Annotated in this window: 13 protein-coding genes; 8 read left to right on the top strand and 5 right to left on the bottom strand. The window is 73.2% G+C overall.

Annotated elements, in window-relative coordinates; genetic code table 11:
* Positions 1-149: 149 nt before the first annotated feature.
* The gene (locus ACI79K_RS01125) at positions 150-905 is read right to left on the bottom strand and encodes a hemerythrin domain-containing protein (protein ID WP_456598709.1); all 756 of its coding nucleotides are present in this window, start codon (positions 903-905) and stop codon (positions 150-152) included.
* A gap of 255 nt (positions 906-1,160) precedes the next feature.
* Here ACI79K_RS01125 and ACI79K_RS01120 point away from each other — a divergent pair, with 255 nt between their 5' ends.
* The 5 genes from ACI79K_RS01120 to ACI79K_RS01100 all read left to right on the top strand — a co-directional run bounded on the left by ACI79K_RS01120 (position 1,161) and on the right by ACI79K_RS01100 (position 6,921).
* A complete protein-coding gene (locus tag ACI79K_RS01120; RefSeq protein WP_456598708.1) occupies positions 1,161-1,961 on the top strand; it encodes an alpha/beta fold hydrolase in 801 nt (266 codons plus the stop codon).
* Positions 1,958-4,201 (top strand): SpoIIE family protein phosphatase, encoded by a 2,244-nt coding sequence (locus tag ACI79K_RS01115; protein ID WP_456588447.1) that lies wholly within the window; start codon positions 1,958-1,960, stop codon positions 4,199-4,201. The genes ACI79K_RS01120 and ACI79K_RS01115 overlap by 4 nt, the downstream gene beginning before the upstream one ends.
* Positions 4,202-4,270: 69 nt before the next feature.
* Positions 4,271-4,576 carry a hypothetical protein gene (locus ACI79K_RS01110; RefSeq protein WP_456598707.1) on the top strand — a complete coding sequence of 102 codons (306 nt, stop codon included), beginning with the start codon at positions 4,271-4,273 and terminating at the stop codon, positions 4,574-4,576.
* A 111-nt stretch (positions 4,577-4,687) separates the two neighbouring features.
* The gene (locus tag ACI79K_RS01105) at positions 4,688-5,848 is read left to right on the top strand and encodes an acyl-CoA dehydrogenase family protein (RefSeq protein WP_456598706.1); all 1,161 of its coding nucleotides are present in this window, start codon (positions 4,688-4,690) and stop codon (positions 5,846-5,848) included.
* Entirely contained in the window at positions 5,848-6,921 is a 1,074-nt protein-coding gene (locus ACI79K_RS01100; protein WP_456598705.1) for an acyl-CoA dehydrogenase family protein, read from the top strand. Before ACI79K_RS01105 ends, ACI79K_RS01100 begins: the two co-directional genes overlap by 1 nt.
* A 21-nt stretch (positions 6,922-6,942) precedes the next feature.
* Here ACI79K_RS01100 and ACI79K_RS01095 read toward each other — a convergent pair whose 3' ends face one another.
* The 4 genes from ACI79K_RS01095 to ACI79K_RS01080 form a co-directional block, all read right to left on the bottom strand.
* Positions 6,943-7,563, bottom strand: a complete 621-nt coding sequence (locus ACI79K_RS01095) for a hypothetical protein (RefSeq protein ID WP_456588451.1) — start codon at positions 7,561-7,563, stop codon at positions 6,943-6,945.
* 110 nt (positions 7,564-7,673) lie between these two features.
* On the bottom strand, positions 7,674-9,203 hold the full coding sequence (locus tag ACI79K_RS01090) for an HNH endonuclease (protein ID WP_456598704.1): 1,530 nt from the start codon (positions 9,201-9,203) through the stop codon (positions 7,674-7,676).
* A gap of 39 nt (positions 9,204-9,242) precedes the next feature.
* Positions 9,243-9,761, bottom strand: coding sequence for a hypothetical protein (locus ACI79K_RS01085; RefSeq protein WP_456598703.1), 519 nt, complete (start codon positions 9,759-9,761; stop codon positions 9,243-9,245).
* A 397-nt stretch (positions 9,762-10,158) separates the two neighbouring features.
* Positions 10,159-10,749 carry a DUF6318 family protein gene (locus tag ACI79K_RS01080; protein ID WP_456598702.1) on the bottom strand — a complete coding sequence of 197 codons (591 nt, stop codon included), beginning with the start codon at positions 10,747-10,749 and terminating at the stop codon, positions 10,159-10,161.
* A gap of 151 nt (positions 10,750-10,900) precedes the next feature.
* On the opposite strand from ACI79K_RS01080, the gene ACI79K_RS01075 reads away from it, so the two are divergent.
* Genes ACI79K_RS01075 through ACI79K_RS01065 form a run of 3 tightly spaced genes read left to right on the top strand, consistent with a single transcriptional unit; the run spans position 10,901 to position 14,677 of the window.
* Positions 10,901-12,436 (top strand): class I adenylate-forming enzyme family protein, encoded by a 1,536-nt coding sequence (locus ACI79K_RS01075; protein ID WP_456598701.1) that lies wholly within the window; start codon positions 10,901-10,903, stop codon positions 12,434-12,436.
* 43 nt (positions 12,437-12,479) lie between these two features.
* On the top strand, positions 12,480-13,529 hold the full coding sequence (locus ACI79K_RS01070; RefSeq protein WP_456598700.1) for an LLM class F420-dependent oxidoreductase: 1,050 nt from the start codon (positions 12,480-12,482) through the stop codon (positions 13,527-13,529).
* Positions 13,526-14,677, top strand: coding sequence for an acyl-CoA dehydrogenase family protein (locus ACI79K_RS01065; protein WP_456598699.1), 1,152 nt, complete (start codon positions 13,526-13,528; stop codon positions 14,675-14,677). The genes ACI79K_RS01070 and ACI79K_RS01065 overlap by 4 nt, the downstream gene beginning before the upstream one ends.
* Positions 14,678-14,964 lie beyond the last annotated feature (287 nt).

Raw genomic sequence — 14,964 nt, 5'->3', positions numbered from 1 at the left:
CGGCACGACGACGAGGGGAGGACCAGCCATGAGCACGGCGACCAAGGAGCGGACCACCTGGGTCTGCGACAACTGTCACGGGCGCGAGATGAGCGCGCGCAAGCGCTGCCGCGACTGCGGCACGTCCCGCTACTGATGGACCCGGCGGCTCAGCGAGCGGGCGGGGCGCCGCGCAGCCGGACGACGGCGGCGCGGTAGCGGCCGCCGCCGTAGAGCCGCCAGACCATCCGGGTGGCGCGCGGGATGCCGCCGAGCAGGCGGGCGCGGTCGGCGGCGCTGCAGTCCTCCAGCGCGAGGCCCAGCACGAGCAGCTGCTGGCGCCCGGAGAGCCCGCAGCGGGCGGTCCGCACGACGGCCGCCCAGGCGGCGTCGGTCAGGTGGGCGTCGAGGAGGGGAAGCAAGGTCGCTTCCTCCTCGGCGGTCTGCGCGGCGACGTCGTCGGCCAGCTGCCGGCAGGAGCGGGCGAACGTCTCCCGGGCCCGGCCACTCCCGGAGCTGGCCCACTGGCGGGCCGCGGTGTCCAGGTCGCGCAGCGCGGCGTCGATGCGCCCGCACGACGACGTCCAGGTGGCGACGGCGGCCGCCACGGCGGGACGGGCCTCCTCGGGCGCGCCGCGGAGCAACGCTGGCCACAGGACGTCCCGCTCGACGGCGTGGTGGTGCAGCAGCAGCCGGGACAGCAGCCCGGCGTGGCGGGTGAGCAGCCCGGTGCGGGCGCACTCGCCGTCGGGTGCCCAGGTGACGACGTCGGCCAGCGTGCGCAGCTCCCGGCGCACCAGCTGGTGCAGCACCCGCTGGTAGGCGGCCGCCCGGCCGGAGGTCGAGGGGACAGCGCGGGCGGGGGCGGGGTCGACCGGGCGCCGGGGCAGCGGGACGGCGGGGGGACGGACCGCGGTAGCGGTCATGGCGCGCACCTCGTTCAGCGGGTTCGGGCCGGTGCTCCGGGCCTGCCGGAGCGCGGGATGCGGGGAGGGTAGGGCCGGACGGGCGGCGTCGGCGGCGGTTCCCGAGCGGCGGACGCGCGCTGCGGCGGCGCGCGGCGGTGCGTCGTCCCGGGCTCACCGACCGTCATGCCCGGGGGGCGGGGGTCGGCGTGGACGGGTCCGCCGGGACCGTGCGGATGGAACACACCGGACGCTCGTTCCACTACGGTCGGATCCGTGGGCAGCGTCATCACGCGGAACCGGGTGAACGTCAGCGGCCCGCCCGAGGGGCGGCCGCTGGTCTTCGCCCACGGCTTCGGCTGCGACCAGACGCTGTGGCGCCTGGTCGCCCCCGACTTCGCCGTCGACCACCGGGTCGTGCTGTTCGACCACGTCGGGGCGGGGCAGTCGGACCTGTCGGCCTACGACCCGGAGAAGTACGGCTCCCTCGACGGGTACGCGAGCGACGTCGTGGAGATCTGCCGCGAGCTGGCGCTCACCGACGCCGTGTTCGTCGGGCACTCGGTGAGCGCGATGATCGGGGTGCTCGCCTACCACCGCGCGCCCGAGCTCTTCGGTGCGATGGTGATGGTCGGGCCCAGCCCGCGGTACGTCGACGACGTCGACTACATCGGCGGGTTCAGCCGCAGCGACGTCGCCGGCCTGCTCGACGCACTGGACAGCAACCACCTGGGCTGGTCGGCGCAGATGGCGCCGGTGATCATGGGCAACCCGGAGCGGCCGGAGCTGGCCGAGGAGCTGACCAACAGCTTCTGCCGGACGGCGCCGCACATCGCCCGCCAGTTCGCCCGGGTCACCTTCCTCTCGGACAACCGCGCCGACCTGCACGGCATCGACGTTCCCACGCTGGTGCTGCAGTGCAGCGCCGACGCGATCGCCCCCGACGCGGTCGGCGAGTTCGTGCACCGGCAGATCCCGGGCAGCGTGCTCGTGCGCATGCGCGCCACCGGGCACGTCCCCCAGTTGTCGGCGCCGGAGGAGACGACGGCCGCCATCCGCGCTTTCCTGGCGCCGTGACCGGCCCCGAGAACCGCGGGGACCGGCTGGACCGCCTGCTCGACGAGGACCCGGCGGACCTCTACGAGAACGCGCCCATGGGGTATCTGTCCGCACTGCCCGACGGGCGGATCGTGAAGGTCAACCGGACGTTCTGCGCGTGGACCGGCCGTGCGCCGGATGACCTGCTCGACCAGCGGTTCCCGGACCTGCTCAGCGTCGGGGGGCGGGTCTTCTACAACACCCACCTGGTACCGCTGCTGCGCATGCAGGGAGCGGTGCGCGAGATCGCCATCGACGTCACCCGGATCGACGGCACGCTGCTGCCGTGCCTGCTCAACGCCGTCGAGGTGCGCGACGAGGACGGTGCTCCCCTGCTGGTGCGGGCCACGCTGTTCGAGGCGACGGCGCGGCGCCGGTACGAGCGGGAGCTGCTGGCGGCGCAGCGGCTGGCGGAGGACTCCGAGGCCCGCTCTCGGGTGGTGCAGAAGGTCGTCTTCGACCTGGCGGCCGCGGTGACCCCCGAGGACGTGGCGACGGTGATCGTGCAGCGTGGCCGGGGGGCCCTGCGGGCCGCCGGCGCCGCGCTGGTGCTGGTGGAGGGCGAGGCGGACGACCCGCGCGAGCTGCCGGCGCTGCGGCCGGTGCGCTCCGAGGGGGTGTCGCTCGAGCTGCTGCGCCGGCTGCGGGAGGCGGCGGGCAGCCGGCTGGCGCTGGAACTGGCCCAGGGGCTGCGGTCGATCGTGCTCGACGCCCGGCTGCGCGCCGACCAGCCGGAGCTGGCGGCGACCATGGCGGCCGACGGGCTGACCGACCTGGTCATCGTCCCGGTGACGGCCGACTCCAAGCGGCTCGGGGTGCTGGTGCTGGCGCGCGGTGCACCGTCGCGGGGCGATCTGATCAGCCTGGAGGAGCCGGGGGAGCACCGGCCGCTCAGCCCGGCCGAGGTCGACCTGCTGTGGACGCTCGGCCGCCAGGCCGGGCAGGCGCTGGAGCGGGTGCGGCTGCACGAGGAGACCCGTCACCAGGGTGAGCGGGCCGCCTTCCTGCTGGAGGCCTCGCGGCTGATGAGCGAGGCCCGGGACGTCACCGACACGGTGCAGCGGCTGGCCGGGCTGGTGGTGTCCCGGCTGGCGGACGTCTGCGTCGTCGACCTGGTCACCGAGCACGGGGTGCACCGGCCGGTCGTGCGGCACCGGGACCCCGCCCGGCAGCCGCTGCTGGACCGGCTGCGTGCCCACCCGCCGGTGCGGTCACCGCTGCACCCGTCGGTGCGGGCGTTGCGGGAGGGGCGGACGCAGTGGATCCGCGACCTGGCGCAGGCGCGGGCGGTGGGCGACGCGGTGGCCCCCGACGACGTCTTCCGGGAGGTGGTCGGGCAGCTGGAGCTGGTCGGGGTGGTCAGCGTGCCGATGATCGTGGACGGCCGGCGGCTCGGCGTGGTGACGTTCGGGGCCGACCGGCAGCGGCCGCCGTTCACCGCCGCCGACGTCGAGGTCGCCGAGCAGCTGGCGCTGCAGCTGTCGCAGGTGGTGGACAAGGCGCTGCGCTTCGAGTTCGAGGAGCAGACCTCGCACACGCTGCAGGCGAGCCTGCTGCCGCCGTCGCCGCCCGGCATCCCGACATTGGCCACGGCGGTGCGCTACCTGGCGGCGACGCAGGGGGTCGACGTCGGCGGCGACTTCTACGACGTCCTCCGGCTGCCCGGGGACCAGGTCGGGCTGACGGTCGGGGACGTGGTCGGCCACGACATCACGGCGGCGGCGACGATGGGGCAGCTGCGCAGCGTGACCCGCGCGATGTCGGTCGACAGCCCCTCACCGGCCGTGCTCATCGACCGGCTGCAGCAGAACTGGGAGCTGTTCGAACTGCAGCGGATGGCGACCGCGCTGTTCGCGACGCTGGACCCGGCGTCGGGGGAGCTGCGCATCGCCTCCGCCGGGCACCTGCCACCGCTGCTGTGCGCGGACGGCGGGGCGGAGCTGCTGCCGGTGCGGCCCGCCCGCATGCTCGGTGCGCCGCCGGGGCCCGCCCAGGAGTGGACCGGCGTGCTGCCGAGGGGGGCGGCGCTGCTGCTGTTCACCGACGGGCTGGTGGAGAGCCGTGGGGCTGACATCGACGCCGGGCTGGCCCGGCTGGTGGAGGTGGCGGCGCGGTCGTGGACCGGCGACCCCGAGCAGCTGTGCGACCGGCTCCTCGGCGAGCTGACCGGGGAGCACCGGGCCGACGACATCGCCCTGCTGGCGCTGACCCGCGCCTGAGGCCGTCGACCACCTACCGGATGCCGGTGTTTCGGGTCACCATGGAGGGCGACCCCGGAGGTGGCGGTGATGGACGCATCGGCTCGTGGGAACCCGGTCACCGAGGCGATCGACGGCGCGACCGGTGACTGGACGCTGTCGGGGGACGCGATGCGCTGGTCACCCGACCTGGCGGAGCAAAGACCGGCCACCGGTGAGCTCGGGGGCCTGGAGGCGGGATCCGGCGTCGGGTCCGCGCTCGGGCTGGACGTGCAGGGGGTGCGGCGGCTGGTCTCCGGCGCGCTGGTCTCGCTGGGCACGGTGGCCACCGACGTCGTCACCGAGCTCCGCCAGCTGACCCACGGCCCGGCGGACGGGGACGACGCGGAGGGGTGAAGCGTCAGCCGGAGTAGGTGGGTCCGGGCTCCCTGTGGGGAGCCCGGCGGTCCGGAGTCCGCGGCAGCCCTGTAGAACGGCGGTGAGCACGGCCACCCCCGAGGGAGTCGCATGAGCAACTCGTTGACACTGGCGCCCGCACCGCGGTCCGAGGCAGCCGAGCAGGTGCGGGCCGAGGTACGCGAGTTCCTCGCCGCCGAACTGGCCGCCGGCACGTTCCGTACGCACGTCGACACCTGGCTGTCCGGCGTCGACCCGGCGTTCTCCAAGAAGCTGGGCGAGCGCGGCTGGCTGGGGATGACCTGGCCGAAGAAGTACGGGGGGCACGAGCGCTCGGCGATGGAGCGCTACGCCGTCACCGAGGAGCTGCTGGCCGCCGGCGCCCCGGTGGCCGCGCACTGGATCGCCGACCGGCAGTCGGGACCGAACCTGCTCACCTACGGCACCGAGAAGCAGCGGCAGGAGATCCTGCCGCGCATCGTGGCGGGCGAGTGCTACTTCGTCATCGGCATGAGCGAGCCGGACTCCGGCTCGGACCTCGCCTCGATCCGCACCAGGGCGACCCGCAACGCCGACGGCAACTGGGTGGTCAACGGCGCGAAGGTGTGGACGTCGAACGCGCACCACTCCCACTACGGGATCGTGCTGGTGCGCACCTCGCCGGCGGACTCGGCCAACCGGCACGCCGGGATGTCCCAGCTGCTGATCGACCTGTCCCTGCCGGGGATCACGATCAACCCGATCCGCATCCTCGACGGCGGCCACCACTTCAACGAGGTGGTGTTCGAGGACGTCGTCGTCCCGGGCGACATGCTGCTGGGCGAGGAGGGCAACGGCTGGCACCAGGTGACCGCGGAGCTGGCGTTCGAGCGGTCGGGCCCGGAGCGGTTCCTGTCGACATATCCACTCGTCGCCGAGTTCGGGCGTCGATGTGTCGACTCGGGTGACCCGGCGCAGCTGGCGGTGCTGGGGCGTCTGTCGGCGCGGCTGCTGGCGCTGCGGCAGATGTCGCTGCGGATCGCGGCGGCGCTGGACCGCGGGGAGCTGCCGAACATCCCGGCCGCCCTGGTCAAGGACGTGGGGACGACGTTCGAGGCGGACGTCATCGAGGAGATCCGGCGGGTGGTCGACCTGACGCCGTCGCTGGCCTCGCCGGACCCGCTGGCGCGGGCGCTGGCCGAGGCGCAGCTGCACCAGCCCGGCTTCACGCTGCGGGGCGGGACCAACGAGATCCTGCGCGGGATCGTCGCTCGTGGATTGGGGCTGCGCTGATGGCATCGGACCAGGACCTGGTGGTCGAGACCGTCCGGAACATCCTCTCCGGCTTCGAGCCGTTCGTGCTCACGGCGGAGCGGTCGTGGGACGCCGGGCTGTGGTCGGCGCTGGCCGACGCCGGGCTGACCGGGGTGGGGCTGCCCGAGGAGGCCGGTGGCTCGGGTGGCGAGCTGGCCGACGCGGTGGCGATCGTGCGGACCCTCGCCTCCGGTGCCGCGGCGGTGCCGGTGGCCGAGCAGCTGCTGGTCGCGGGGCCGGCGCTGCTGGCGGCGGACCTGGAGCTGCCCTCGCCGGAGGAGCCGACGACCTTCGCGATCGCCGACGAGGTGGCCGTGCACCCGGTCGACAACGGCGACGGCCCGGGGCGGTTCACGCTCTCGGGCACCGTTCCCGAGGTGCCGTGGGCGGGTGCGGCGCGGCGCGTCGTCGTCCTGGCGCCGGCCCCGGCAGGGATTCAGGGGGCGGTGCTGGCGCTGGTCGATGCGTCGTCCCTGCCGGTGGGTGACGCGGTCAACCTGGCCGGTGAGCCGCACGGGTCGCTGGTGCTGGACCAGGCCGGTGCCGCCGGTGCTCTGCTGACCGAGGCGCAGGCGCAGGCGGTGCGGGCCCGGTACGCGCTGGCCCGTTCGGTGCAGCTGGCCGCGGCCCTGGAGCAGGTGCTCGCCTGGACGGTGCAGTACGCGGGGGAGCGGCACCAGTTCGGCCGGCCGCTGGGCAAGTTCCAGGCGATCCAGATGGAGCTCGCCGAGATGGCCGGTGAGGTGACCGCGGTGACGGCGCTGACCGACGCCGCGGTGCAGGCGCTGGACCGGGGCGAGAACGTCGTCCTCGCCGCTGCGGCGGCGAAGGTGCGGGCCGGTGCCGCCGTCGAGGTGGTGGCCCGGCTGGCGCACCAGGTGCACGGCGCGATCGGGTTCACCCAGGAGCACAAGCTGCACCACCTGACGCGGCGGCTGTGGTCGTGGCGGGACGAAGCGGGCAGCGAGCTGGTGTGGTCGCGGGTGCTGGCGTCGGGGCTGCTGGCCGGCGGGCCGGACGGGCTCTGGCCGGCGCTGACCCGCGCGGTCTGAGCTGGTCGGCCGCCGCCTCGATCAGACGGTCTCGGGTACCCGGAGTTCGGCCACCACGAGGTCGTACGTGGCGACCTCGACGACCTGGGCGCCCATCTGACGGGTGAACTCCTGCCGCAGCTCGGTGGCGCGTTCGAGTGCCTCGTGCATGGCGTCGCGGGAGTCGTAGGTGACGGCCGTGGTGGCGCGCCCGGTCTCCGGCTGGACGAGCAGGCTCACCGAGCAGAAGCCGGGGAGATCCTCCAGCCGCGGGAGCATGCTGACTCCGAATGCGTCGGTCATCCGGTCCAGTCGTTCGGGCTTGCCGCGGGTCCAGGTGACGCGGGCGCAGGCGCCTTCCGGTGCGGAGTGCATGCGGTGGAGGACGGCGATCGACCACTCGTCGACCACCGCCGGGCCGCCGAGGATGTCGCTGGCGCGGGCGCGCATCGCCTTCACCTGGTTGGCGCTGCGGTGCAGGGCGGTGGAGTCTTCCCAGGCGGTGGTGACGATGCAGCGGCCGGAGTGCCGGTCGACGAGCATGGAGAGGCCGATGAATCCGTCCATGCCCATGACGGCGGGGAGCACGCGGTCGCGGATGTAGACGATGCCCCGATCGATCTGCACGGGATTGCCGGCGATGGTGGTGGAACGCGCGTACATGCGACGGGTCCTCTCGCGACAGCCGAGCCTCCGGTGGGCGGTGCTGGGCTGCCCACTGTCCTCGCTCGAGCGCCGCTTGGGAACAGATCCGGACGTGCGCGTTCCGCCGGTCAGCGGAGCAGGGGATCGGGCGGGGCAGCCTCCTCGAGCCAGGGCGGGTCGGGCTCGGCTTCGTAGCACCAGCCCGGTGGCCGGGTGGTCCGGGAGACACCGCTCGGGGTGCGCACGAGCAGGCGTCCGTCGTCCAGGAGTTCGAAGCGCCAGCCGCGGGCGAAGGTCTTGATGCGGTGGTGCCGTCGACACAGGCAGCAGAGGTTCCAGCAGTCGGTCGGGCCGCCGTCGGCGTGGGCGACGCCGTGGTCGATGTCGCAGCGGCCGGCGCGCCGTCGACAGCCGGGCATGCGGCAGTGCCGGTCGCGGACGTGCAGGAAGCGGCGTTGCGCTGCGGTGGGTTCGTAGGCGTTCGTCGGTGCCGGTGGGCCGAGACCCGTTCCGGGCTGCCGCCCGTCGCCGGGTGCGGTCCGGCCTGCCGACGTCGTCGCGCCACCCTTCCCCCGGGATCGACGGCGGCGGTGCCCGGCGGCGCGGCGGAGCTGGCTGTGGGTGGCGACGGCGAGGAGGCGGCCGTCGAGCGGGTTGCCGATGGCGACCTGCACGCAGCCGCCGGCGGGTGCGGCGCCGACCCCGAGCATGTCGAGCTCACGCAGGATTTCCCGGCACTGGGCGGCGGTGACGATCTCGCCGGCGACCTCCGCGGCCGGCTGCGTCGCGCCGTCGCCGTCCGGGTCGTGGAGAGAGCGCAGCGGCGCGTGGATCGTCAACTGAGCGGTGACCGGCGGGCGGGAGGTGTCCCAGGGCCGCAGGATCAGGTCCGCGGCGACGGCCGCTCGGATGACGCCGATGGGACGCTGATCGCCGTCGGCGCGGAGCAGTTGGGCGTACTGGTCGATCGCGTCGGCGCAGGCCGCGGCCACGTGGACCGGCAGATCGGCGACGAGCTGGCTCATCCCGTCGCCGGTGGGGCGGGTGACGACGTCGGCACGCTTGGCCGCTTCCTTGCGGCGCTTGTCCAGGGCGGCCGCGTCGAGCCGGGCCAGCGCTCGGCGCACCCGCCCGCGGAGCTGGGGGACGGTGAGTCGGCCGGCGTGGGGGAGCACGAGGCGTTCGACCTCTGCGATGACGGACGGCTTCGCCGTGGCCAGGAGGTCGACGAGCACGCGCATCTTCCGCTCGCTGATCACGCCGGCGTACAGCGCGTCCCAGGTTCCGGTGAGCACGGTCGTGAGCAGGATCGACTCGACGGCGAGCGATTCGGCCTCTGCCTCGGTGCAGCCGCGGATCATCGCCAGCTCGGTCACGAACGTCTCACTGACCAGGGCGAGGACCTCCGAGCGACGCAGACGGTTGTCGAGCCCAGGGCCGCCGAGCGGGCCGAAGTCGCGGTCGCGCTCGATGGACCGGCGTCGGGCGAGCGCGGTGATCGCCTCCGCGCGTTGGGCGGCGTACCGGGCTGCCCGGGCATCGGAGGCCCAGACGTCGGCGACGAGTTCGAGATCGCTCAGCCCGGGAGCGAGTGTGTCGGGCACCCAGGGGACCGGGACGCCCTCGTCGGGTGCGCGGGGTGGCTCACCGGGGAACACACCTGCACGGTAGAGGCGACCACCGACAGTTTTCGCAGGTCAATCGTATGGATTGGTGAGGACGGTGCGGGCCTGCAGGACGTCGAAGGTGACCGGTGGTCCGTCGGTGGTGGTGGTGCCGGGGACGTCGGCTTCGGCGCTGCCGTCGACGGTGAAGGTGGCGCCCCAGGTGACGGTGAGGTGGGCGGTGTAGGTGCCGGGGCGGTAGCTGTGCTCGATGGTGTGGTCGGGGTACGGGGCGCCGGGATCGGTGGTGGTGATCTGGCCGGTGGAGGGGTCGCCGGTGTGCCAGGTGAACTGCTCAGCGGTGGCCTCGATGACGACGGTGAAGCCGCGGATGTCGACGGTGAAGGTTTGGGTCGTGGGGGAGTCGGTGTAGAAGATGACCGGCAACCCGGTCAGGCCGTCACCGGGTGGCTGGTGGTGGGTCGTCAGCTGCGGGAGCGGCAGCGTCTGGAAATAGCGGAACACCTCGTCCGGCGACGGCGGTGGGTTCAGCGCGGTGATGTCGATGCAGGCGCGCGTCCCGACGATCCACGGCCCGACTGGCGTGCCCACGGCGGCGTCTCCGGTGGGGAAACCATCGATAGTCCGGGTGGTGTCTTCCGGTCCCGAAAGCGCCAGGCGTCGCTGCTCGGCAACGAGGTCCTCCACCACCCGTCCGGGTGGCGACGGGCACTGGAAGAAGTCACTGGGTCGGCATCCGCCGTTTTCGCGATCACTGATGACGCATGGCCTGGACAGTCGGTAGGTGTAGGGGTGCTCCGCTGGAGCGCTGTTGGACGCCATCCAGAATCCACCCGGCGTCTGCTCCAAGTACGAGGCGGTAAGGGAGCCCGGGGCAGTGGTGACGCCTGGGCCATCGCAGTCGAGGCCGACGCAGGCCAAGGCCGAACTTGTACCCCCTACGAGCAGTCCGATCACGACTCCGAGTGCGAGCAGTAGACGCCGCACGTCAGCCCACCGTCAGCCCGGTGATGACCCAGCTGTGGACGTCGTCCTTCCACGAGAGGCTGGCGCCAGACTGCAGCTCCTCAGGCGTCGCGGCGGAGCGGTCCTGCACGACTTGCCCGCTGGGGTCCACAGCCGTGATTGGGCCTTGTACATAGCGAAACCCCATCTCGGCTGACTCGCCGTTGACGAGGGCCGGACCGTACTCTTCGAAGACATATGTGTACTCCGAATAGCGGTAGCTGGCTGCGAGATCAGCCGCCAAGGACTGAGCAATCTGATCGCAGGTCCGGCAATCCTCACTGAGCTGCAGCAGAGGTTCGGGCTCCCTTGAGTTCACGGCCAAGTACTTCGTGAGCTCTACGTAGTAGCGGACAAACTCGACTGCACCCTCGGGTGTCTTCTCTCGTGCTTCGTCGGGCACGGGGAAGTCGGCCGGACCCAGTGGCGGGAGCGTTTCCGTCGTCGGAGCGGCCTCCGTCGTCGGCAGGGTGGCGCTCGCTTCCTGCTTCTCCGCGCACCCGGTGAGCAGCACGGTGCCGGCCACGAGGCAGCCGATCGTCATCCGGACCAGGCCCCCACGGAGATCACGCACAGCGGGAGACTACGCAGAGTCCGGCTGTATCCGGTTCCGTAACTGTGGACGGCCGCCATGTGCCGCCGGATCGGGTGACCGCCCCGGCGCACGAGACGTGGCTCACCAGCGCACAATCCGGAGCCGACGACCACCGCAGACTGGGGGACGCATGAGCACGGACAGCGCCGCGACGGGGGAGCAGCCCTTCGACACCAGCGGCATCGAGCTCGGCGCGGACGGCATCCGCCGCTACACCGGGCTCCCCGTCAACCTGGTCCGCGTGCTGCTGGCCCAGGCGACCACGCGCGCGGACAGCCCCGCCATCGTCGAGCTCGGCGGCGGCGAGCTCACCTACGGCCAGCTGTGGGAGCGAGCCACGCGCGTCGCGGGCGGCCTCCGCGACGCCGGCGTCACCCCCGGCGACCGGGTGGCCGTCCAGCTGCCCAACGGCATCGACTGGGTGCTCGCCTTCTGGGGAGCCCACCTCGCCGGCGCCGTCGTCGTCCCGATGAACACCCGCCTCGCGCCGGCCGAGGCCGACTTCATCCTCGCCGACTGCGGCGCCACCTACGTCGTCCGCCCCGGGCAGCCGCTGCCCGACGGGGAGCCGGGGGAGATCCCCGACCCGCAGCACACCGACGTCGCCGCGCTCTTCTACACGAGCGGCACGACGGGCCGCCCCAAGGGCGCGATGACCACCCACGAGAACTTCCTGTCCACCATCGAGTCGGTCATCCGCTGCCGGGAGCTCAGCCGCGACCCCGCGGTGCGGCACGCCACGCTGATCTCGGTGCCGCTGTTCCACGTCACCGGCTGCAACTCCCAGTTCCTCACCCAGATCGCCCTGGGTGGCACCTCGGTGCTGATGCCCCGCTTCGAGCCGGGCGCCTTCCTCGCTGCCATCCCCGAGCACGGCATCACGCTCATCACCAGCGTCCCGACCATCTACGAGCTGGTGCTGCGCCACCCGGCCCTGGCGACGACGGACGTCTCCACCGTCCGCACCCTCAGCTACGGCGGCGCACCGATCGCCCCCGAGCTGGTGCACCGCCTTCGCCAGGCGTTCCCGAACGCCCGGCTGGGCAACGGGTTCGGCCTCAGCGAGACCTCCGCGCTGGCCACCTTCCTCCCGCACGAGTACGCCGAGACCCACGCCGACGCCGTCGGCTTCCCCACGCCGGTGAACGAGGTGCGCCTCGACAGGGCCGACCCGGTCACCGGGGTCGGTGAGCTGCTGGTGCGCGGCCCGAACGTCGTCGCCGGGTACTGGGGCGACCCGGTGCGGACGGCGGAGACGTTCGTCGACGGCTGGCTGCACACCGGCGACCTCGCCACGATCACCGACGGCATCGTGCGCATCGTCGACCGCGCCAAGGACATGATCAACCGCGGCGGCGAGAACGTGTACAGCGTCGAGGTGGAGAACGCCCTCGCCGAGCACCCCGACGTGCTGGAGGTCGCGGTCGTCGGCGTCGCGGACCCGGTGATGGGGGAGAAGGTGGGCGCCGTCGTCCTGCCGAAGCCGGGTGTGGACGCCGGGCAGCTGGTGACGTCGCTGAACGACTTCGCCCGCCAGCGGCTCGCCGACTTCAAGTGCCCGCAGTTCGTGCGGCTCATCGACGGCGCACTGCCGCGCAATGCCGGGGGGAAGGTGCTGAAGGGCCCGCTGCGCGAGGCGGAGGGCTGGGTCGCCGTCCCGCGGTAGCGCTACGTTGCCGGGGACCGCGTCCCCGGCAACAGGAGCCCCCGTGCGCATCGGCATGCCCATCTCCTACAGCGGCGGGTTCGACGAGACCGCCGCCGTCATCGCCGAGTACGAGGCGGTGGGCCTCGACACCGTGTTCGTCGCGGAGGCCTACTCCTTCGACGCCGTCAGCCAGCTCGGCTACCTGGCGGCGCGGACGACGACGGTGGAGATCGCCTCCGGCATCCTCAACATCTACTCGCGCACGCCGGCGCTGCTGGCGATGACCGCCGCCGGCCTGGACTTCGTCTCCGGTGGCCGCTTCACCCTGGGCATCGGGGCGTCGGGCCCGCAGGTGGTCGAGGGCTTCCACGGCGTCCCCTACACCGCCCCGCTGGCCATGACCCGCGAGGTCGTCGACGTGTGCCGCGCGGTGTGGCGGCGGGAACGGCTCGAGCACCACGGCACGTACGTCGACGTGCCGCTCACCCCCGAGCGCGGCGGCAGCGGGCTCGGCAAGCCGCTGAAGCTGATCAACGAGCCGGTCCGGCCGCGGATCCCGATGGTGCTGGCGGCTATCGGGCCGAAGAACGTCGCCCTGGCCGCCGAGCTGTTCGAGGGCTGGCAGCCGGCCTTCTTCCTGCCCGAGGGCAGCGCGACCGCGTTCGGCGACGCGCTCGCGCAGGGGACGGCGCGGCGCGACGCCGAGCTCGGCCCGCTGGGCATCGTCGTCGACACGCAGCTGCTCATCAGCGAGGACGCCGACGAGCAGGCCGCCGCGCTCGCCCGGGTCCGGGCCCAGCTCGCGCTGTACGTCGGCGGCATGGGCGCCCGCGGCAAGAACTTCTACAACGACCTCGCCGTCCGCTACGGCTACGCCGACGAGGCGACGACGGTGCAGGACCTCTACCTGGCCGGGCGCAAGGACGAGGCCGCCGCCGCGCTCCCCGAGGCGTTCGTGCGCGGCGTCTCCCTCATCGGGCCTCGCGGCCACGTCGCCGAGCGGGTCGCCGCCTTCCGCGACGCCGGGGTGACGACGCTGAACGCGACGCCGCTGGCCGCCGAGCACGCCGACCGGCTGCGGGGGATCGAGACCCTGAAGGCGCTCGCGTGACGGCGCTGCCCCCGCACGAGGAGGAGTTCGTCGCGCTCACCGCCGAGTTCGTCGACCGGCGGGTGCGCCCGCGGGTGGCCGATTTCGAGGCCGAGGACCGCTACCCGCACGACTTCGTCGAGGAGATGAAGGCGCTCGGTCTCTTCGGCCTGCTGGTGCCCGAGGAGCACGGGGGCAGCGGCGTCAGCACCGCCTGCTTCGCCCGCGTGACCGAGGAGTTGGCCCGTGGCTGGATGAGCCTGGCCGGGGCGATCGGCGGGCACTCGGTCATCTCGCACCTGCTCGCCACCGTCGGCACCGAGCAGCAGCGCGCCAGCTACCTGCCCCGCATGGCCACCGGCGAGGTCCGGGCCACGATGGCGCTCACCGAGCCCGGCGGCGGCAGCGACCTGCAGGCGATGCGCACGCACGCGGTCCGCACCGGCGACGGCTGGGAGATCACCGGCAGCAAGACCTGGATCTCCAACGCCCAGCACTCCCAGCTGATCGGCCTGCTCTGCCGCACCGACCGTGACGCCGTCCCGCCGCACACCGGCATGAGCGTGCTGCTCGTCGAACCCGGTGACGGCCTGCAGATCTCGGCGAAGATCCCCAAGCTCGGCTACCGCGGCATCGAGGCCTGCGAGCTGACCTTCGACGCCATGCGGGTGCCGGGCACCGCCGTCCTCGGTGGCGAACCCGGCCGCGGCTGGGTGCAGATGATGCGCGGTCTGGAGGTCGGCCGCGTGCAGGTCGCCGCCCGGGCGGTCGGTGTCGCGCAGGCCGCGCTGGCCGCCGCCACCCGGTACGCGCAGGAGCGCGAGTCCTTCGGCGTCCCCATCTGGAAGCACCAGTCGGTCGGCAACCTGCTGGCCGACATGGCCACCAAGGTGCAGGCCGCCCGGCTGCTCACCGCCGACGCCGCCGAGAAGCTCGACGGCGGTGCGCGCGCGGACATGGAGGCCGGCATGGCCAAGCTGTTCGCCTCCGAGACGGCGATGCAGGTGGCGCTGGACGCCATGCGCGTGCACGGTGGCTACGGCTACTCCAAGGAGTTCGACGTCGAGCGCTACTTCCGCGATGCGCCGCTGATGATCCTCGGCGAGGGCACCAACGAGATCCAGCGCACCGTCATCGCCGCGCAGTGGATCGCCCGGCACCAGATCTAGGTCGCGTCTCCCACGTGGGTGGCGCCCGTTGCCGAGTCCTGCACGGATGCGCGTGCGTGCGGAGCTGGGTGACACGCCGACGCGGAGCCGTCGCCTCAGCGGCCGTTCCTGCCCGGGCCCGCAGAATGAACCGAAACGAAGCGGTGCTGCGTCACTGGCCGCTCGGACCCGACCGGGGCATCCGTTCCCTGAGAGGACCCTGGTGCGCATCAGGAAGCTCGCCCTGCTCACCGCTGCAGCGACCCTCCCGCTCGGCCTGACCGCGTGCGGGGGAGCGTCCGGCGGAC

This window comes from Blastococcus sp. SYSU DS0616 (genome assembly GCF_054051015.1).
Note: the sequence above shows the minus strand (reverse complement) of the source record. Positions and strands in the feature narration are given on the sequence as shown.

Coding starts and splice junctions, on each gene's coding strand:
- ACI79K_RS01125 (WP_456598709.1), bottom strand. CDS start 905: ATGACCGCTACCGCGGTCCGTCCCCCCGCCGTCCCGCTGCCCCGGCGC.
- ACI79K_RS01110 (WP_456598707.1), top strand. CDS start 4,271: ATGGACGCATCGGCTCGTGGGAACCCGGTCACCGAGGCGATCGACGGC.
- ACI79K_RS01105 (WP_456598706.1), top strand. CDS start 4,688: ATGAGCAACTCGTTGACACTGGCGCCCGCACCGCGGTCCGAGGCAGCC.
- ACI79K_RS01100 (WP_456598705.1), top strand. CDS start 5,848: ATGGCATCGGACCAGGACCTGGTGGTCGAGACCGTCCGGAACATCCTC.
- ACI79K_RS01095 (WP_456588451.1), bottom strand. CDS start 7,563: ATGTACGCGCGTTCCACCACCATCGCCGGCAATCCCGTGCAGATCGAT.
- ACI79K_RS01075 (WP_456598701.1), top strand. CDS start 10,901: ATGAGCACGGACAGCGCCGCGACGGGGGAGCAGCCCTTCGACACCAGC.